The 18,510-nt window shown below is 67.4% G+C and carries 13 protein-coding genes and 6 pseudogenes; 7 read left to right on the forward strand and 12 right to left on the reverse strand.

Features of this window, described 5'->3' with window-relative positions:
* Window positions 1-924: 924 nt before the first annotated feature.
* From ACZ5K7_RS45105 to ACZ5K7_RS45125, 5 genes are all read right to left on the reverse strand, one after another.
* Window positions 925-1,476: a hypothetical protein gene (locus ACZ5K7_RS45105; protein ID WP_468923796.1), complete on the reverse strand. Its 552-nt coding sequence runs from the start codon at window positions 1,474-1,476 to the stop codon at window positions 925-927.
* Between the two features lie 83 nt (window positions 1,477-1,559).
* The gene (locus tag ACZ5K7_RS45110) at window positions 1,560-2,084 is read right to left on the reverse strand and encodes a hypothetical protein (protein ID WP_468923799.1); all 525 of its coding nucleotides are present in this window, start codon (window positions 2,082-2,084) and stop codon (window positions 1,560-1,562) included.
* Between the two features lie 10 nt (window positions 2,085-2,094).
* Window positions 2,095-3,246, reverse strand: coding sequence for a hypothetical protein (locus ACZ5K7_RS45115; protein WP_468923802.1), 1,152 nt, complete (start codon window positions 3,244-3,246; stop codon window positions 2,095-2,097).
* On the reverse strand, window positions 3,239-3,697 hold the full coding sequence (locus ACZ5K7_RS45120; RefSeq protein ID WP_468923805.1) for a DUF6114 domain-containing protein: 459 nt from the start codon (window positions 3,695-3,697) through the stop codon (window positions 3,239-3,241). The genes ACZ5K7_RS45115 and ACZ5K7_RS45120 overlap by 8 nt, the downstream gene beginning before the upstream one ends.
* A 46-nt stretch (window positions 3,698-3,743) precedes the next feature.
* Window positions 3,744-4,358 carry a DUF6230 family protein gene (locus ACZ5K7_RS45125; RefSeq protein ID WP_468923808.1) on the reverse strand — a complete coding sequence of 205 codons (615 nt, stop codon included), beginning with the start codon at window positions 4,356-4,358 and terminating at the stop codon, window positions 3,744-3,746.
* A gap of 97 nt (window positions 4,359-4,455) precedes the next feature.
* Between ACZ5K7_RS45125 and ACZ5K7_RS45130 the strand changes: the two are divergent.
* Window positions 4,456-4,906, forward strand: a pseudogene (locus ACZ5K7_RS45130) (IS3 family transposase); the annotation flags it as partial.
* A gap of 346 nt (window positions 4,907-5,252) precedes the next feature.
* Here ACZ5K7_RS45130 and ACZ5K7_RS45135 read toward each other — a convergent pair.
* On the reverse strand, window positions 5,253-6,527 hold the full coding sequence (locus ACZ5K7_RS45135; protein WP_468923811.1) for an ArgE/DapE family deacylase: 1,275 nt from the start codon (window positions 6,525-6,527) through the stop codon (window positions 5,253-5,255).
* A gap of 170 nt (window positions 6,528-6,697) precedes the next feature.
* Between ACZ5K7_RS45135 and ACZ5K7_RS45140 the strand changes: the two genes are divergently transcribed.
* Window positions 6,698-7,135 carry an Lrp/AsnC family transcriptional regulator gene (locus tag ACZ5K7_RS45140; RefSeq protein ID WP_468923814.1) on the forward strand — a complete coding sequence of 146 codons (438 nt, stop codon included), beginning with the start codon at window positions 6,698-6,700 and terminating at the stop codon, window positions 7,133-7,135.
* Window positions 7,136-7,306: 171 nt separating this feature from the next.
* Here ACZ5K7_RS45140 and ACZ5K7_RS45145 read toward each other — a convergent pair.
* Window positions 7,307-7,600: pseudogene (locus tag ACZ5K7_RS45145) on the reverse strand (site-specific integrase); the annotation flags it as partial.
* A 96-nt stretch (window positions 7,601-7,696) separates the two neighbouring features.
* Between ACZ5K7_RS45145 and ACZ5K7_RS45150 the strand changes: the two are divergent.
* Window positions 7,697-8,719 (forward strand): annotated as a pseudogene (locus tag ACZ5K7_RS45150) (IS5 family transposase).
* Between the two features lie 22 nt (window positions 8,720-8,741).
* On the opposite strand, the gene ACZ5K7_RS45155 reads toward ACZ5K7_RS45150, so the two are convergent.
* Entirely contained in the window at window positions 8,742-8,948 is a 207-nt protein-coding gene (locus ACZ5K7_RS45155; protein WP_468923846.1) for a GNAT family N-acetyltransferase, read from the reverse strand.
* Between the two features lie 1,118 nt (window positions 8,949-10,066).
* A pseudogene (locus ACZ5K7_RS45160) lies at window positions 10,067-10,339 on the reverse strand (helix-turn-helix domain-containing protein); the annotation flags it as partial.
* A gap of 149 nt (window positions 10,340-10,488) precedes the next feature.
* Here ACZ5K7_RS45160 and ACZ5K7_RS45165 point away from each other — a divergent pair.
* From ACZ5K7_RS45165 to ACZ5K7_RS45175, 3 genes and pseudogenes are all read left to right on the forward strand, one after another.
* Window positions 10,489-11,318 (forward strand): annotated as a pseudogene (locus tag ACZ5K7_RS45165) (IS5 family transposase).
* A gap of 119 nt (window positions 11,319-11,437) precedes the next feature.
* Window positions 11,438-11,893 carry a hypothetical protein gene (locus ACZ5K7_RS45170; protein WP_468923817.1) on the forward strand — a complete coding sequence of 152 codons (456 nt, stop codon included), beginning with the start codon at window positions 11,438-11,440 and terminating at the stop codon, window positions 11,891-11,893.
* 141 nt (window positions 11,894-12,034) lie between these two features.
* Window positions 12,035-12,286, forward strand: coding sequence for a transposase (locus ACZ5K7_RS45175; protein WP_468923820.1), 252 nt, complete (start codon window positions 12,035-12,037; stop codon window positions 12,284-12,286).
* 81 nt (window positions 12,287-12,367) lie between these two features.
* Here the strand turns inward: ACZ5K7_RS45175 and ACZ5K7_RS45180 are convergent.
* Window positions 12,368-12,642 (reverse strand): annotated as a pseudogene (locus ACZ5K7_RS45180) (transposase); the annotation flags it as partial.
* A 127-nt stretch (window positions 12,643-12,769) separates the two neighbouring features.
* On the opposite strand from ACZ5K7_RS45180, the gene ACZ5K7_RS45185 reads away from it, so the two are divergent.
* Window positions 12,770-13,549, forward strand: a complete 780-nt coding sequence (locus ACZ5K7_RS45185; protein ID WP_468923822.1) for an IS5 family transposase — start codon at window positions 12,770-12,772, stop codon at window positions 13,547-13,549.
* A 1,312-nt stretch (window positions 13,550-14,861) separates the two neighbouring features.
* On the opposite strand, the gene ACZ5K7_RS45190 is transcribed toward ACZ5K7_RS45185, so the two are convergent.
* Window positions 14,862-15,035 carry a hypothetical protein gene (locus ACZ5K7_RS45190; RefSeq protein ID WP_468923825.1) on the reverse strand — a complete coding sequence of 58 codons (174 nt, stop codon included), beginning with the start codon at window positions 15,033-15,035 and terminating at the stop codon, window positions 14,862-14,864.
* 163 nt (window positions 15,036-15,198) lie between these two features.
* Window positions 15,199-18,219, reverse strand: a complete 3,021-nt coding sequence (locus ACZ5K7_RS45195; protein WP_468923828.1) for a glycosyl hydrolase — start codon at window positions 18,217-18,219, stop codon at window positions 15,199-15,201.
* Window positions 18,220-18,510 lie beyond the last annotated feature (291 nt).

An 18,510-nucleotide genomic window follows, 5' to 3' on the forward strand; every position in this document is an offset into this window, starting at 1 on the left:
GGTGAGCAGCGGCCCAGAGGCAGAGACATGCATTACTGCTAGGACCGCACCGTACTGCTTGCCACCGAAGTACGGACCCGCCTGGAGAAGTACCGGGCATACCGAACCACCCGGTGGCCACGCACCGCCAATCCGCACCTGTTCATCTCCCAGACCACCGCCTGCGGCACCGGTCGAGTCAGCCACGTGTGGATCAACGACACTCTCGGCATCCCCGCCCGTCGGCTTCGCGAGGACCGTCTCCTTCACGAAGCCGCATCCACCGGCGGAGACCCCCGCCGCATCTGCGACCTGTTCGGCCTCTCCGTCGGGGCGGCGCTCCGCTACACCTCCCCCGTCGACCAACCCGGCATCGTCGAGTACCGCCTACGCAACTCCGGGCCACGCCCGTCCCCCTACGCGCCAACGGCAGCGGCTGACACCGCCGGTGAAGCGGGCCCCGACAAACCCGGGCCCGCCCAGGTCCCGTGAGCACCGATCCTGCTCGGCGCGAGCAGCAGGCCGGCGATCAGTTCCGGACCCGGGGGTGCCTTCATCGCCTGCGATGGGCTCGGGCAAGAGGTGGGCGACGTTGGTACGAACGGGCCCGCGGCTGACGTCGTGGTCACGGGCTAGGGAGGCGATGGCCTGGCTGCCCAGGCACATGGTGGGCGCATTGTCGATCTTGTCTGCCCGGCTTGGGCGGCCGGCGCCCGCCCTTCTCGGGGCGTCGCTCCACTACACCTCCCCCGTCGACCAACCGGGCGTCGTCGATTACGGACGTCGCACCTCTCTGAGAGTGCGGGAACGGCAGCGAAGAAGAGGGATGACCGGAGGTCGGTCCGACGACCTTCACCTCTGCACGTGCACTGCCCGGCCAATGGCCCTGCAGTGCTCGCCATGGTGTTGAGCCGTCGCTCCCTCCGGTTCCCCGGTATTCGACGGTCAGACGGACAGCCAGTAGCGGGCTCGGTTCGAGGTGATCTGAAGGACCTCTGGATCGCTTTGAGGCTCGGCCCAGATCTGCAGGTGGAAGGCGTCGATCGGCACGGCGGAGTACAGGTCGAACGCCTGGTCCATGTGTCGGGCGTGGTAGCGCAGGCGGTACCAGCCGGCCCCAGCTGGCATGGGTGGCAGAGCGATGAACCTGCTGCCGCCTTCCCAGGCGCTGACATGGACCGTTTCAGTGTCGACTTGAAGGCTGACTTCGACCGCGTCCTCGTAGTCCCCAAGAAGCGGATCCGGCTCCCGGGCGTGGACCGATACCGTCAGGTCGGTGACGCCGCTGTTGAGGCCGGTGACGAGGAAGGCCCCACCATGTACGGTTCGCAGGATGCCTGCGTGAGATTCTCCGGGTGCTTTCGGTTCGGGGTGCACGGTGCGGTGAAGGTTGCGGTCGAGTACGTAGAACTGCGCATAGTTCACGGGGAATTCGGCCGCGTGGATATAGGTGTTCTCGGGATCTCCCGACACGACAGTCTCGATTTTTCCGGTCACGCGACTTCCTCCGTATGCGTAGTGCACGCCCGGCTCCGCGGCAGGCATCGGTGGCTGCGGAGTCAGGCGTGCACGACTGGCTCTCAGGTGACGTTCAGCAGGAACAAGGAGTCGTTCTGGCTGGTGGCGCTGGAGTCGACTCCGCTGCCGGTGTAGTCGAGCAGTTCGTGGTGGGACCAGTCACTGATCGGTGCACCGCCGCTGGTCAGATGGGTCCAGCCCGAGGCGCCCCAGCCGAACCTGTAGATGCGGTTGTGGTCGGCATGGTAGTCCGTGTAGCCGCTGCCGTACGAGAGTTGTTTCTTCATCGTGTTGTTGAAGAAGATGTTGTTGGGGCCGGATGAGCCGGACCAATTGACGGCTTTTTGGCCGGCGGCCCACCAGATCGGGAACCAGGTCGAGTCGTCAGGGGCATTGCCGCCCTCGTCGCCGCAGTTGCTGTAGCAGCTTCCCGATCTGTGCTCGTAGGGAACTGTCGATGTGTTGAGTTCGAACAGGTTATTGCGTTCCCAGCCGCCGTGGAGGTTCAGGTCCGAGTCGAAGTCGTTGCCGATGGCGACGTTCCCCGACGCGGACCACTGGAAAGTGAAGTGACGGAAGCCCAGCACGGCCTCGGCTTCACCGTGGCGTGCCGTACCCGTGGATCCCAGGGATGGTGAGCTCTCCCCCCGTCTGTCCGGCCTGGTCGATGTCGGCCTCGTCCAGGTCGAGTTGGAGTTTGAGGCCGAGCTTCCCGACCGTGTCGTAGAGCCACTCCGGAACGGTGTCGGGCGTGAGATGAAGGCGGAGGACGGCAGGCAGGGGAATTCCCTCGATGCCGGAGAGGGTGCCCGTCAGGCTCTCGACGTACATCGTGATGCGGTCGCCTCGCAGCGTGGATGTCGAGCCGGGTGCTCCGTCGATGTGCTGGATCTGCGGGCCGACGGGTACGGACATCCTCAGGTCGCGGATCGTCACACCGGCCGCGGAGAACTTGAGCACCCGTTTGGGGCCGGCGGCCGTGTCCACGGTGACGACGCCGCCGAAGACGACGTCCCGCAGCCGGAGGCGGCTGCCCTTCATGTTCAATGCCTCGGAGGCGAATCGACCGGCGCTCGCGTCCTCGGGGGCCCTGAGACCTCTGATGTCGCAGGTGCTGGTGGCCCCGGTGGTGGGTCCTGGCCGGGACGGCGCATCGGTGGTCCGGTGGTCGGGGGAGGGCGATGCGTGGGGCGCGGACGGTGGGGCCGACCGCTCTGGGGCCGCGGTCGGCGTCGGAGCGGTCGAGTTCGGTGACGGGCTGACGTCGTGTGCCGGATTCCTCTGCTCGGTGTCGCCGCCGAGGAGGGAGCCGAGGAGGCCCACGAGGCCGCTGGGGGCGGCGCTCGCGCTCGGCGAGGGGGGTGGAGCCGTGGCGGGGCTCGTTTCCTGGTCGTCGATGTGATCCGGCGGTGTGACGGATGCGTCGCTCGTGGGGGAGCTCGGAGTGGTGGTCGGAGTCGGCGCCGCGGCACGGGGTGACGGCTCGTCGGGACGGGCGCAGTCGACGCCGCCGCCGGCCCCCTCCTCGGGAACGGAATGCGCTGCGGTGGCGGTCGTGTCGACGGCGGCCGGACGCTGACTTCCCAGGACGAGAGCGGTAGGCAGCGCGGTGAGTGCGAGAGCCTTCCCGAGCGGCAGGCGCAGGCGGGTCAGCGTGGACGTCCGAGGAACGGCGTGTCGGCTCTTCGACGGCCGCACGAAGCGGACTTCTGGCGCCTCCTCGCGGATGTCGGGTGACTTATCAGCCATTCCCGGGCTCTCCCTCCGGGCGGACGGCATCGTGGGGTGTGTCCGCATCCACCGGGCCCCACGCCAGAGCCAGGAGTCCACCCGTGGCCGCAAGCAGGGTGCCGACGAAGAATCCGCCGAAGTTGGAGATGGGGAGCGACAGCACACCGAGGAAGATGGCTACGCATCCGGCGAAGAACCTGATGATCGGCTGGAACCACAGGAGCCCGCCGAGGACGATCAGCGTCAGGCCGATGATCAGCGATCCCGCGCCCGCGGTGGTGGACATCGCCACGGACAGGGCGCCCAGGGAGAGGTTGAAGTACGGGAAGTAGATGGTCGGCGCGGCGGCCAGGAGCACCAGCAGGCCCGCCCAGAAGGGGCGGGTGCGACGCCAGGTCCGGAAGGCCCGGCGTGCGCTGGCGAAGCCGTTGTCACTGTGGGGGTGCGCGGGTGCGCCGGCACTGGTCATGGGGAAGCTCCCGGATCGTGGACGGGTGGGGGAGGGCGGGAGCGGGTCAGAAGCAGTCGTGGCGGCCGGCCGCGATGTCCATGTGCAGGCCTGCCAGTTCGAACGTCCCGGCGGAGGTGGCCCAGACCTTCTGGTGGGCGTCGACGATCTCGATCGAGTCCGCCTGCTGTGCGTAGCCGTCGGGGTCGACGTGGTCCTTGGGGTTGACCTGGCCCTTGGTGATGGAACCGGTGGCGACGCCGATGTCGACGTTGTGGAAGGTGCCGGACGTGGCCTGGAGGTCGGTCATGTCGATGTAGAGGTCCTTGGCCTTGACCGCCGTACCCGATCCGCCCGCCTTGAGCGTCATGGTGTAGGTGCCGAGGACGGGAATGTCCACCGGCACGGACTGGCACATGTTGGTGATCTTCGCGTTCTCGAGGGCCGAGACGGTGACGGGTATGTGCTTGCCGTTCTTGGCGACGTCCACTGTGGCGTAGTTGGCGAATCCGCTGCCGCTCAGGGAGCCGGCCGAGACCTTGAAGTCGGAACCGGAGATGCTGAACGAAGCGGCCAGCGCGCCCTGGGCCATGGAGACGGCGACCGCCGCCGTGGCGGCCACCGTCGGCACCGCACCGATGGCGAAACGCTTCCAGTGGGTCTTGCCGATGCGCTGGGACATGTGTGGCCCTCCGTTGTCGAGGCGTGCGAGGTGAGAGGCCCGGGTGCGGAAAGCGACACACCGGAGCGAGCTCGAAAGCTCCACTATCGAGTGCCCTTCCGCAGAGCTGTGTGCAGCGCGTCGACGGATCCGCGAGCTGGGAACCGAGCTCGAGATCGTCCGTAAGGCCGTCAAGTTCCTCGGCGAGGACAAGCCGGCCCCCAAAGGCTCTACCGGTGATCGACTGTCTCGTCGATGCCGGGGCACCGGTCGACCGATGCTGCCGGATCCTCGGGGTCGCCCGGCAGAACTACTACAAACACAAGCGCACCCCGACCACGCGGCGGCAGCTGCGACGGGAGTGGCTGAGCGGGCTGATCCGGTCGGTTCACGTCGCCTCAGGCGGCACCTACGGCTACCGCCGCGTCCACGCCGAGCTCACCCTGGGCATGGGCATCCAGGTGTGTTTAAGGACCGTGTCGGTGCTGATGACACGGGCCGGGATCTCCGGACTGCCCGGACCGGTGCGGATCAAGCGCCTGCTGGGTGTCGTCACCGCCGATGACCTGGGACGCCTCGGTGACCCAGCTGCGCGCAGACGGCTTTGACGTCCGCGATGAGGACATGGCCCGCCTCTGCCGTTCATAGGGCACCACATCAACATGTATCGGCGCTACGCCGTTCCGCTGTCCGACTCGCCCGGTGGGCTGCGCCCGCTGCGCGACAGGGGAGCCGCCGACGAGGAGTGATGACATGCTCCATCGCCCCGTGTGACCGCGACCATCTCAGGGTGTGCGGAGACCGGACGCGACTGTGCGCCTGGAAGAAGCCGCTTGCGTTCCGCCGGTCGCCCGGCGTGCGGAACCGGCTTGTCATGGGCTGGGCGTAGGCGGTAGGGGGGCGGTGTCGGCGGTACTACTTCGTGCCGACCGCGCGCAGCGTGGCGAGCACCAGTGCCCGGGTGACGGTGACGATTTCGCTGACGCGGACCTGTTCCTGCGGGCCGTGTGCGAGGCGTACGTCGCCGGGGCCGTACTGCAGTGTGGGGATGCCCGCTCCGGAGTACAACCTCAGGTCACTGCCGTAAGGGGCGCCTCGCTCGGACGGTCGCGGGCCGCCGGTGACGTCGGCGCACGCGTCGCCGACCAGGGCTGCGAGCGGATGCCCGGCGGGCAGCTGTCCGCTGGCGAACTGGCCTCCGGGCCACGTCACCGTGGCGGGGTGAGAGCGCAGCCACGGGTCGTCAGAGCAGGCTTCGGCCACGCACGCCTCCAGTTCGGTGCGTGCCCGGGCCGCATCCTCGCCCAGCCGGACACCCAGTCTTCCCTCGGCCACCAGCAGGTCCGGCACACTGCTGGCCCAGTCGCCGGCCCGGACGGTGCCGACGGACAGCGGATAAGGAATGGGGTATTCGGCCATCAGGGGGTCGTCGCCGGTGTTGCGGCGGGCTTCCAGACGAGCGAGCGCGTGGTGGATGGGCAGGTAGGCGTCGATGGCACTCATACCCGCGTACCGGGTGCTGCCGTGGGTGGCGCGGCCGGGTACGTCGATGCGGAAAGTCAGGGCTCCGGCGTTGGCTGTCATGAGGGTGCCGCTGGTCGGTTCCGTGATGATACAGGCGTCACCGGAGTGGCCGCGTTCGAGGGTGCCGAATGCTCCGAGCCCCCCGTCCTCCTCGCTGACGACGAAGTGCGCGGACACTTGGCCGCGCAGCTTCGCGCCCGCTCTCCGTATTGCGGCCAGGGCGGCGAGGATCGCCACCACGCCAGCCTTCATGTCGCACGCTCCCCGGGCGTGCACCACGTCTGCGCTGACCCGAGGGCAGAACGGGTCTCCCTCCCACTGCGCCAGGTCCCCGGGAGGGACGACGTCGACATGGCCCTGGAGGACCAGGGTTGGCCCGTCGCCCTGCTGCTGTGTGCCGCCCACCAGACCCCATGCCTCCGTGCGCGGGGCCTCGCTGCCGGGGAAGCGGGGATGAGCACGCAGCTCGGACAGGTTCATGGACCACAGGTCAACATCGAGATCCATCCACTCCAGGTGCCGGGCCAGGATGTGCTGCAGCTCGGACTCCGCGGCACTCCCCGTCACGCTGGGAAGGGCGAGAAGTTCCTGGAGGGTCCGGGCGATGGCCGCCTCGTCCACTGCAGCCAGCGCGGACGCTTCCACATCGCTCACGTGTGCTGTCATCGGAACGCTCTCCCGGCATGTGACATCAGGACAAGCCGGAGGCTACGGTTGCGGCCGCGACGCAGACAATCACCATGTGCTGCGATCAGCCATCGTTTTCTTGCAATGTCAAGGGCAACGTAGTTCTTCGTTGCGCCTTTGCCGAACCTACTGACGTCTGGAGTGCAGTCGTGGACACCATCGACGAAGCGATCATCCGCTGTGTGCTGCGCAAAGCCCGCTCCACGTACGCCCAGATCGGCAAGGAGGCCGGCTTGTCCGCTCCCGCTGCCAAGCGGCGTCTTGACCGCCTGGTGGCCACGGGCGCCATCCGCGGTTTCACTGCTCTCGTCGACCCCCAGTCGCTAGCCTGGCACACCGAGGCGTTCGTCGAGGTCTACTGCACCGGCAACCCCACCCCCGCCCAACTGCGCCAAGCCCTGGAAGACATCCCCGAGGTCGTCGAAGCGTGCACCGTCTCCGGCGCCGCGGACGCAGTCCTCCACATGCTTGCCAGAGATATCCCCCACCTGGAACAGGCCATCCAACGGGTACGCGCCACCGCCCCTGTCGCCCGGACCGAGAGCGTCATCGTTCTCTCCCGGCTGCTCAACCGGCCTCGGCTGTGACCACAACCCAGGCTCGCTGAGGGCAACGAGTTCACGTCAACCGCCCAGTGGGGCTCCAAACTTGGCCAGACTCGATGAAATTGCCGTGGTGCCGTTCATAGACCAGCACCCGCCCGGTACGTGCGCAGCCACACCATGTTCGGCGAACCGGGCTGGCTAACGGTGTTGGGTTCAGCGCCCGGCGTCGCCGGGCGTGAGCGGACTGGTGACCTCGGCAATCGCCTCCGCCGACGGGTGGAAGTGCCGCCGTACGTTCTCCGCCTTCTTGTGCCGGGACCTCGCCATCAGCATCGGCAGGCTCGCGCCAGCTTCACCGAGGTAAGTGAGACCCGGGTGCCGGTATTCATGCAGGTCCCAGCTCGTGCCCGGCACCCCGGCAATGGCCGTGTGGGTGTCGAGCAGGGCGCGGGCCTTCCCGTACGACAGCCGCACGAGCCCGGCGTCCGGGCAGACGTCGCGCGGCGCGGTGGCCGAGAATCATTAGCTGGTCGCCTGTCGCCGACGGGGGAAAGCGTCGACTAGGGCGTGTGCCGAGTTGAGATCACGGGTTTGGCTGTTTCGCTGTCCCGGCCGGCCCGGGACGATAGACAGGCAGGATGGCCTGGGGGTGATCTCACGGACGACGGGTGGACCGTGTTCGAACCGCTGCTGCCACTGGGTGAACGCGGTTCCGTACCCGACCTATGCAGGCTCGTCAACGGCGTGATGTGGCGGTTCCGTACCGGCGGTTCGTGGCGGGACATGCCCGAGCGGTACGGGCCCTGGTCCACCGTCTACGGACGGTTCCATCTCTGGGCCAGGTCCGGGGTCTTCCGGACCCTGATGGAAGCGGTGATCGCCGAGGCCGCCGCGCGCGGTCAGGTGGACCTCGACCTGGTGAGCGTGGACTCCACCGTGGCTCGGGCTCACCATCACGCTGTCGGGATGGCCGTCGATGCGGAGTTGCTCAAAGCCCTGGAGAAGGCCGTCGCCGATGAAAAGGGGCTTCGCCAAAGGGATAGAACGCTTCGGCAGCCGAGCCGGACGAGCAGGCGGATGCTGTCGCGAGGAGCGGCGGTGCTGGCGCTGACGCCGCAAAGCCCGGCTACGCGCTGCTGAGTTGGGGAGCTCACGCGGTGGGTTGACCAGCAAGGTGCACTTGTCAGCGGACCGCCGCTGTCGGCCGCTGTGCTTCGTGCTCACCCCCGGCCAGGCCGCTGACAGCCCTCGCTTCACTGCTGTCCTGGAGCGCATCAAGGTGCGGGGCCCGGTCGGCCGGCCCCGCACCCGACCTGTCGCCGTGGCCGCGGACAGGGCGTATTCCTCTCGCGCCAACCGCGCTTACCTGCGCAGACGCAGGATCCTGACGGTGATCCCGGAGAAGACCGACCAGGCAGCCAACCGGAAGAAGAAGGGACGCCGGGGCGGGCGCCCCCTCGCCCATGACACCGAGCTCTAGTGCGACCGCGCAACACGGTGGAACGCTGCATCAACAAGATCAAGGAGTGGCGCGGGCTCGCCACCCGCTACGACAAGACCCCGGGCAGCTACATTGCCGGACTCCACCTACGCGGCGCGGTCATCTGGCTCCGCAGCCTCACATGAAGATCTCGACTCGGCACAGACTCTAGTCCGGCGGTCGGCACAGGAGCCGTCGGGACGACTCAAAGCCCAGCCGTTCGTACACCGGCACTGGCTTGCGACCAGAGTGGACCGTCACGCGAAGGGATCCGAGGTGTGCGGCATGCTCCGAAGCCGCGTCCACGAGCGCCGAGCCGATTCCCCGGCCTCGTTGCTCCGGCGTGACGAAGACGCTCTGGATGTCTGCAGACAGCCGACTCGTCGCTCCAGGTCTCGGCTCACAAGGGGACGAGTGCGACCCAGGCCATGCCGACGATCTCCGGTTGGAGGAGTCGGGCTACGAACGCTAGGTGCGAGTCCTGGTGGGCGGACCACCACTGCGCGAGCTCCGCCGCGAATGCGTCAAGGGACCGCTGTGCCGGCTCCTCATCACGGGTGGCTAGCCACAACAGCCGGGCCAAGTCTGCAATGTCGTCTGCATTCGCCTGACTGATCCTCGTGAGGTGAGTCTAGTCACCGTTCGGATTATGTGGTTGGGGTGAGAAGGCTCAGTCACATAATCCGAACCTCGAACAGGCCCTAGTAGCCGGCGGTGATGCGGAACATCGAACCCGCTACGGTTGCTGTCTGTCCGGCGTGGCACGCAGGCTTCTGAAGTGCGATCAACGCAGACCTGGTTCAGGTACGGCCACTGCGTGCGGAAGACGGAAGTCCATGGCCCGGCCCACCTGGCGCCATGTCTCCTCTGCCACCGTGCGGGCGTCGGCAGGCACGTCACCGCGCTCGCGTACGAGCCGGTCATAGATCGGGGCGTCGCTCCGCTCCGTTGTACTCACCGCACTGGTCCTTTCCTGACGACGACGTCCCGCCTGGATTCCGGGCTGGGGCGGGGCCGAGTCTAAGCGTGCTGCTTTGTCGGCATCACGAGGTTCCGCCAGACGGGACGCGCCTGCGAAAGGAACCCGGCCGATTCACGCCCGCTGAATCTGGTCCCTTCTGCCGAAGGCCGACTCCGTGCTTGATGCGGCTGCCTTCGGACACCCAGCGCGACGATCCCGTTCGAGATCGCCGCGACTCTCGCGGCGCGAACTTGGGGCGTTGTGGCCGAGAGTGGTGCAACCTGTCTGACCGGCAGGTGTGCTGAGGGCAAGGTCCGCGTACTTCTGCCGAGGCGTGTTCGGTGGTGTCGACGGGGCGCTTGCGTTCCTGGCCAGCATGAGCAAGGCGCGAGCGGACACCGACACCTAGGTCCATGAGATGCCCGCGCTGAAGGAGACTGCGACGGCCTTGAGGAAGAACCGAGGCTCAGTATCGGACTTGCGCGGTCCGTCATCATGCGGCGGCGGGCACCGCCCGCCGCCGCATGATGGGGTGGTAGTTCTGCCGCAGATAGATGATCTTCCCAACCACCTCGACATGAGTCACGTTCGGGGACGTCTGCGGGGCCTTGGAGCGGGTACGCAGGCCCTCAATGCACTCGGCCTGGTAGCGGCGGTACCAGGTGTAGTACGCCGGTCGGCTGATCCCGAAGTACCGGCAGGACATCGCGACGTTCCTGGTGACCTCTTCGACCTGGCGTATGACGGCCAGGCGTCGCTTGGCCTCACGGTCAAGCGACGGGTTGGTGGGCGTGGACTTTGGCATGCGGATCTCCGTAGTGATCGGAGACCCAGGTGTCAACGATGACCGGCAATTTTGGACTGACACTACGAACTCGTAACACGATCTTGCTGAGGTGCGCGGTGTGACCTAGGTCGTGTCCGCAAAGTGGGTTGGCCGTTGGTTGGTTCGTGGTGCGTCGTCATGAGCTGACTGATCAGGCGTGGGCGGTGATCGAGCCGTTGCTGGCTCCGCCGCGGATGGGCCGGCCGGTGCGGGACCGCCGGCAGGTGGTCAACGGGATCCTGTGGAAGCTGTCCACCGGAGCGGCCTGGCGGGACCTGCCCGAACGCTACGGTCCGTGGAAGACGGTCTATGAACGCTTCCGCCGCTGGTCGGCCGACGGCACCTGGGACCGGCTGCTCGCCCACGTGCAGCAGCACACCGATGCCGTCGGCGCCGTGGACCTGACCATCGTGTGCATCGACTCGACCACGGTCCGGGCCCACCAGCACGCGGCCGGGGCCCGAAAAGGGGGCTCTGGCCGGGCGAGGCGATCGGCCGCTCCCGCGGCGGACTGACTACGAAGATCCACCTCGCCTGCGACGGACGGGGGCGGCCGCTGGCCTTCACCCTCACCGCCGGAAACGTCAACGACTGCACCCAGTTCGAGCAGGTGATGGCCCGCATCCGCGTCCCCGGACGTGGACCGGGACGACCCAGAACCCGCCCTGAGCGGGTCGTCGCCGACAAGGGCTACTCATCCACGAAGATCCGCGGCTACCTGCGGCAGCGGGGCATCAAGGCCGCGATCCCGGAACGGATCGACCAGATCAACGGCCGTATCCGCCGCGGCGAGAGCCTCTGCCGACTCGACCGTGCCGCCTACCGGCGACGCAACCTCGTCGAACGCTGTTTCAACCGGCTCAAGCACAACAAAGCCCTCGCCACCCGATACGACAAACGAGCCCGCCATTACCAGGCCATAGTCACCATTGCCTGCCTACGACTCTGGCTCCCCTGACATTGCGGACACGACCTAGCGCTTCAGTTGGCGCTCGGTCAGTTCAGGTGGAGCTTTGGGCGCTGGTCTCGCAGGCGATGCCGGGCCACAGGGGATGGTCACTTGAAGGGGCGGATCACGTGAGCGTAAGCGAGGGACGGCAGCACTGGGAGTTGCTGCCGGGAGCCGGGCTGGGGCCACTGCGGTTCGGGATGAGCCCGGCCGAGGTCGCCGATGCGCTCGTCTCTGAGCCGCAGAAACGGGTGGGCGGTCCCTACGAGCAGGAAGATTTCGCCGACGGGGTGAAGGTGTTCTACGACGCGGGTGAGTTGGCGTGCGTTGCCCTGGATGCGGTCACGGGTCCGCAGGTCTTGCTGGCGGGCTTTGCACTGGCCGGCCGCGATCCCGAGCAGGCGCACCAGTTTCTTCTTGACTACGCTGCCGAGCACGGGAGTTGCTTGTTGTACACCCTCGATGACTCCCTCGCCCTGACCGATCTGGGGGTTCTTCTGCGCACCACAGGAGGTCGGAGGCGTGCGGATGTCAAGGCCAGTCATCGTGAGGGAGGACTGGTTGGAGTCGGAGTACTACCGTGATCGCCTTCCCTTGGAAGGCGTGCCGGCCACCGAAGAATCGCCCTGGCCGTCGTAGACGCCCGTGCCGCTGCCGTAGCGGGGCGGGCGTGACCTGTGTGACGATTCGGCCGTTTGGAGAGTGTGAGTGTCCGACCGTGGATCGTGGACGATGACTTGTGGGTGTTGATCGAGCCGCTTCTGCCGCCCTGGCCCGAGCGGGCGCCGGGACCACGGCCGGTGGCGGATCGGCTCTGTCTGCAGGGCATTCTGTACGTCCTCTACAACGACATAGCCTGGCAACTGATGCCGCTGGAGCTGGGTTCGGCTGCGGGCAGACCTACTGGCGCCGCCTGGAGCGGTGGCAGCAGGCCGGCGCCTTTGACCAGCTGCACCGCATTCTGCTGGCCGAGCTGAACGCGGCGGGCGAACTCGACTGGTCACGCGCGTGCGTGGACGGCTCCCACATCCGGGCGAAAAGTGCCTCTATGGCTTTCGTCAAGCTGTAGTGGGGGTTGAGTGCTTGTAGAAGGTGCCGTCTCGGAGCATGGCGAAGAGCACGTCGATGCGTCGTCGGGCGAGGGCGATCAGCGCTGCGACGTGGTGCGGCGTTTCCTGTCGTAGTAGGTGCGTGACTCCAGCTGTGAGAGCGAAGCGAACGCGGCGAGGTAGAAGGCACGTTTGAGCTGCTTGTTGCCTCGTCGGGCGGGATGTTCGCCGCGGATGGAGGAGCCGGAGGCGCGGGTGACCGGGGCCAGGCCGGCATAGGCGGCCGGGATCGGTGCTCGGGCCTCTAATCAGCGGTCTGCCAATGCCTTCGAACCCGGTGACACCACTTTTTCGATCATCATCGACAAGGGGGGGGCGAAGTCATGCCGGGGCCGAAGGCCGGGAGCCTCATTGCGAGGCCACGAGAAAGGTAACGGGGGAGCCGACACCGGTCCGTCGCCGGTCGACCGGCGCAAGACGGGCAGCAAGCACCACCTGATCTGCGACGGACGCGGCACCCCGCTCAGGGTCATCACCACCGCGGCCAACGTCAACGACGTCACCCAGACCTTCGCCCTGGTCGACGGCATCCCGCCCGTCGCCGGCCGCCCCGGCCATCCGCGCAGGCGTCCCGAAGCCCTCCTCGGCGACAAGGGCTACGACTCCAGCGCCAACCGCGACGAATTCCGCAGGCGGCGGATCCTGCCCGTAATCTCCCGCAAGGGCACCCCGAACATCAAGGGCATGGGCAAGCTCCGGTACGTCGTCGAGCAGACCTTCGCCCTGCTCCATCACTTCAAGCGTCTTGCCGTCCGATGGGAACGCCGCACCGAACTCCACGACGCCTTCGTCTCCCTCGCCTGCAGCCTCATCTGCTGGCGACGCCTCAAAGAAGGCCCAATCATGATCGTGTTACGAGCTCTACAGGCGATATACGCCAAGTTGAGGGCGGAAACTCTGAAGGACCACAGAGCACGGCGCGCTGAGGAGCCGATCCGAGAGCGGTTGGGATCCGGCCGGGATCTCCTCGTGATGTCCTGCACAGTCGGCACATCCATGCTCTGGGAACACCCTCAGGGCCTCCGGAGGCATGTCGGTATGCTCATCGCCCTGCTCCTGAGCGAGGACACGGAGGCTGCCAGGGAGGACAGTTCACGGAGATCCAGAGGCCGACTCGACAGCCTCCGATGATGACCATTCGATGGGGCGTATGCTCGTGCTGGTGGATTGTGCCTTTTCGACTGCTGGTGGACCGGCTTACCGCACGTCCGCGATAACCGAGTGGTCGTCAACTGATGACTCGTATTGACGACCACTGGTTCATCACCGCTAGGTATCGGCCTGCCCGGTATTTCGTCCGGGAGGTCCGGCTACGCTATCTCTGCGCGGCTAGCTCACGCGCCGTTGCCGTGGCAGCTGTAGCAGGCATCAGCCCTGACACTCTGGTGGGGAGCAGCGGAAGTCGTCGAATACACCCCGACCGCAGTAAGCGCCGTGAGCAGAAGACCCGCCAAGGCGGCCTTGCACGCGGTGGCGGGCCACGCCTTCAGCGCCTATCGTGTAGAGTCCATGATCATACAGCCTTTCGTTCCTCGATGTACCAAGGTGTTCAGTGGCCACTGTGAACACGAAGGCCAGTAAGGCGCAGATTCAGCTGAGCGACCGCGCGGTCGTCTGCGCACAGTCGGTCAACGTGGCGTCCACTGAAGCGTAGATACGTTTGCCGTGTGGCAGAGGTCAGCGTAGCTGATCTCTGTTCTAAGGCGATCGGGTGGATGCAGCCGAGCCCGCGTCTCTTCCTTCGCGAGTATGTTGGTGGGTAGTAGCAACGTGTCTCGCCAGCATCGGGAACACCTTTTGGTCGACGTGTTGGTGAGCTGTGGCAACACCTCGTCCGTTGCGACGCTGCGAAGCAGGTCAGAGGCGTCGATGGAACTCGCCGACATTGAGCAACCAGCATCTGCAGTGTGGACAGCTCTCAGAAATTGGCGGGGCCCGTTCGCGTGGAGTGATCGGCACCAGCACGGACACCGCCGGTCGGCGGCGTACCTTTACGAGCTCCTTCGACGCGAACTGCGCACCGTTGTCGGTGTGTAAGGCCGCCTCTCCTAGGACAACGCGGGTCCGAGCGGCGACGTCGAGTGTCTCGGTAACCAGCTCGATCACATGTGGGTGGCAGCGATTTCCCAGCCTGCGTCCGTTGAGCAACGGCTGGTACTCCATTCGAACGTCTTTATTTGTACTGGTCAACGGCCTGTCGGTGGGGGAGGGTAATGGGGGTTGGGCATGCGCGGGACGGTCTTGGACCGGGCCGTCCCACCAACGTGTGCCCGCGCCGCATATGGTGACAGCGGCGGGCACGGGCCTGGTGACGGCGTCCCTCGGGAACCAGTTCGGTACGTGGTCGAGGTATGCAGGTTGCCGCTGCTGGAGTACTAGAGGACGACGAGGAGCAAGACCAAGCCGAGGCGAAGGCGGATGGCGGCCTGGCGGTGACAGGACCTCACGCCTGGCGCACCACCGGGGGCGTGACGGCGGGCCGGGGGCATTCCAGCCGCACCACGGTGACGGCGCGATCCCGCAGGAGATTGCGGACCTCCGGGTGGTCGAGGGGGTCCACGCCCCGCCGCGGGTGGGTGCCGAATCGTTCCATGTCCTCGGCGAACGCGCCGTTCATGGCACAGCTGGGGACAGCCGAGGTACAGCGCGTCCATCTCGTGGTCCGGCCGACTCAGCTGGCGCCCTACGGCGCGGGCGAGCGTGGACCTGACCGCGCCCGGTGACACCCACCACTGAGATCCGTTCCATGGCGGCACCCTGTCTGGACAGGGGGGCCGGGTTCAGGCCACCGTCCGCTGGGCGTAGGGGACGAGCTGTACCGGGCCGATGAGGCCGTACGACTGGCGTGTCGCCGTCCCGAAGACCGCCGGGTTGCTGACCCGCAGCTGGTTGAACAGCGGTGTGGCGACCTCCACTTCGATCGTGTTGGTGCCTGGGCGGAGCAGCCCGTTCAGATCCACGACGGGGTTGAGGCGGTCGACCGGGTCGAGCCGGGTGCCGTTGACGGTGACCCGGTAGGTGTCGCTGACGCTGCCCAGCCGCAACAGGGCGCCCATCGAGGATGTCCAGGTGTGAGGGAGCGTGACGGTCGTGCGGTAGCGGCCGATGCCGCCGACGTCGGCCAGCTCCGTGATCTGCGACCAGGGCAGCAGTGCATCGAGGGTGAGGGAGTGCTCGACGATGTCGGTGCTGGTGGCGTCGGCGCCGGGCCGCCAGTCGTCGACGGACAGGTTCCACTGGTCGAGGGTGACGGCCGCGGGCACCTCGGGGATCGTCGCGGTGACCGTGGAGCCATTGGACAGGGTGGTGGTGTACGTGCCGGCTCTCGCAACACGCACGGCCAGCGAGTCGTCCGCGAACAGCACGCTGTCCGCGTCGGTGGCCACCGCGTGCGGACGGGCACTGGTCCGATCGCCGAATGCGGCGGGCCGCGTCAGCGCGACCATCAGCGTCTCACCGGGCTGGAGGGACACACGGAAGGTGAACGTGTCTCTGTCCTGGGTGTACTTGGCGAGCCGCGTGACGCGCCCGGTCCAGGCATCCAGGAGGTAGGGGACCGTGCCGGAACCCGGGTGCCGGGTGCTGCGTACTGTCACGTCGTGGTCGATGGCCGCGACTGCTGGCTTGACGGTCTCGGCGTGCTTGCCGTTACAGAAGTAGTAGAAGTCGGCTTCGTCGGTGGCGCGGTGCGCGTTGAGGAGTGTCGAGGACACGCCGTAGGAGACGTCAGGTGTCACACCGAGGTCGGTGAAGGCCGCACCGACCAGGGTCTTGTCGGTGACCTGGCGGACGTTCGGAAGGGCTACCAACTGCGTGGTGAGAGCGCGCAGTTCGGCGGTCTCACCGTCGTCGGGAAGCCCCGGTGTGAGGGCCTGGTCGAAGGCGCCGAACAGCACGGTGGGCAGTCCAGCGCGGGCGAATGCGAGCAGCCTGCGGGCGTCGGCGACGGTCAGCGTGGGGCTGGAGCCGTAGAAGAAGTCGCCTTCGATGAAGAGGGCCTTGTAGGCGGGCCCGTCCGGTGCGAGCCGCTTGCCGGATACCTTGGCCGAGGGCAGGTCGAGCAGCGGTCCGCTGAGGAATTGGTGGGTCCATCCGAGCGGCACTCCGGTCGAGGTCAGCCAGGAGGCGCCGATGCCGGTTGCGCTGTAGCCGGTCTGCCGGAAGACGGCGATGTCGGCGCGGACGGTGCCGGACTGGAGCACCCGGTGTACCCGGCCGAGATAGCCGGCGATGTCTGGGACGTGCCGCCAGGTGGGTTGGCGTGGCCCCCACGACTCGCCGTAGCCGGGCGTACCGCTGTACGGGCTGAACGCGGCGAACCCGGGCCAGTTGACGTCCGGCGCGGTCGCGTAGGAGAAGCCGTGGATGACGGTCTGGTTGACGCCGGCCGCGTACGCGCCGCCCATGGTGCGCAGGAACTTGTCCCAGGTGGTGTTGTAGGCGCCGCCCGCGTACGCGCCGGCCTCGCAGGACAGGATGCGGTGGCCGGCCATGTCGCGCCCGCCGGCGAGGCAGCGGTAGTCGTCGAGGTTTTTGAAGCCGAGCGATTCGCCTTCGGGGATGTCAAGGAGGGCCGCGGAGGTGATCGCGTCGGTCTGCAGGCCGTAGGGCTGGGAGCGCAGCTTCATGCCGTGGCCGTGCGCCCAGTCCTTGAGGGCGCTCAGGTGGTGCTCGTTGAACAGGTTCGAGACGGTCTCCCAGAAGTCGTGCCGGATGTCCTGGGTGAGCCGGGCCTCGAAGGCGAAGATCTGGTTGCCCTTGTCGAGGACGATGGCCGGCAGATAGGGCAGCAGGTCGCGCCCTGTGTGTCGGCGGAACGCGTCGGGCAGGCCGGGCGTCCACTGCAGGCCGTTGGTCTCCAGTTCCACGGAGTCTTCGAAGAAGGCGCCGCCCGCCGATCTGAGCAGTCGGCGCAGCGTGGTGTCGAGGATCTCGTGGTCCCAGTAGCGGGTGACGGCTGCGGTCCCGGCCGTGCTGAAGTGGTCGATGACGTATGCGGCGGGGGAGGAGTGCGGTCCCGCCTCGGGCTGCTGTCCTGAACCCCGGTGCCAGTAGGAGAGGATCACCCAGGTCGCGGTGTCCGGAGGGGTCCAGGTGAGCTGGCCGTCGGACACCAGGTCGGTGAGGTCGGTGACGCTGTCGGCGTCCAGGCCGGTTGCCTTGCCGCTGGAGTACGCGGTGTTGATCCGGGCGGCCTGCACCGCGAAGAGTTTCTGGACGGTGACCCCGGCGGCGGCCGGGTAGACCGAGGCCGGCACCGGGCCGTTGTAGGCGGTGCCGCCCGTCAACGTTGCTTTGCCGTAGGCGAGTTCCTTGACCGCCGCGTCGTCGTCGGGGGTGACGCCCGGTACGGCGACGGGCCAGCTCGGGCCGAGGGTGAGGTCGACGGTCAGGCCGCGCCGGGCCGCCTGGCGCAGTGCGGCCTTGACGGCTTCGCGCCAGGGGGCGCTGCCCCAGCCATGACGGGCGGTGTCCAGCACGGAGGGGTCGGTGATGCTGTGGTGCACGGCCGCGATCTCGGCGCCGCCGAAGCCCGCGTCGGCCATCTGGTCGATCTCCCGCGCGACCTCGGCCGGATCCACCAGGCCGTCCGGCCACCACCAGCGGAACTTCGGTCGTACGGCCTGAGCCGGTCCGGCGAACCAGTCCGCGGAGGGTACGGCGCCCGTGGCGACGGCCCCGCCGGGGGCGGCGACGGCGCCTGCCGCCGGGCCGAGAGCCGCGAGAGCACCGGCGGACAGACCGGCCGCGAGCACCGACCGGCGGGTCGTCCCGGCGCGCTGAGCGGAGGATTCGTGCATGGTTCAACCCCAAGTGGTCACAAGGGTGGCTACGGAAGAATCCATCGAGTGAATCGTTTCAACCAAGCTGGGCTCGGGAACCGTAATCTGGCCATCGAACTCGGGTCAATAGTTGTGACAACGATTCAAGAGGGTGAAGGGCGTTATGGATCGCGCTACCGGGCGGTGCGTCCCCGGCTCGCGGTGGCTGGCGTCCCCGGGGGTACGACGGCTACAAGGGCAGGACCGACGAGCACTACGCAGGCGATCTGTACGGCCCATGGGAGTGTTCGGTCTCACCGACGCCGGCGG

The sequence above is a fragment of the Streptomyces sp. NPDC031497 genome (genome assembly GCF_055580905.1).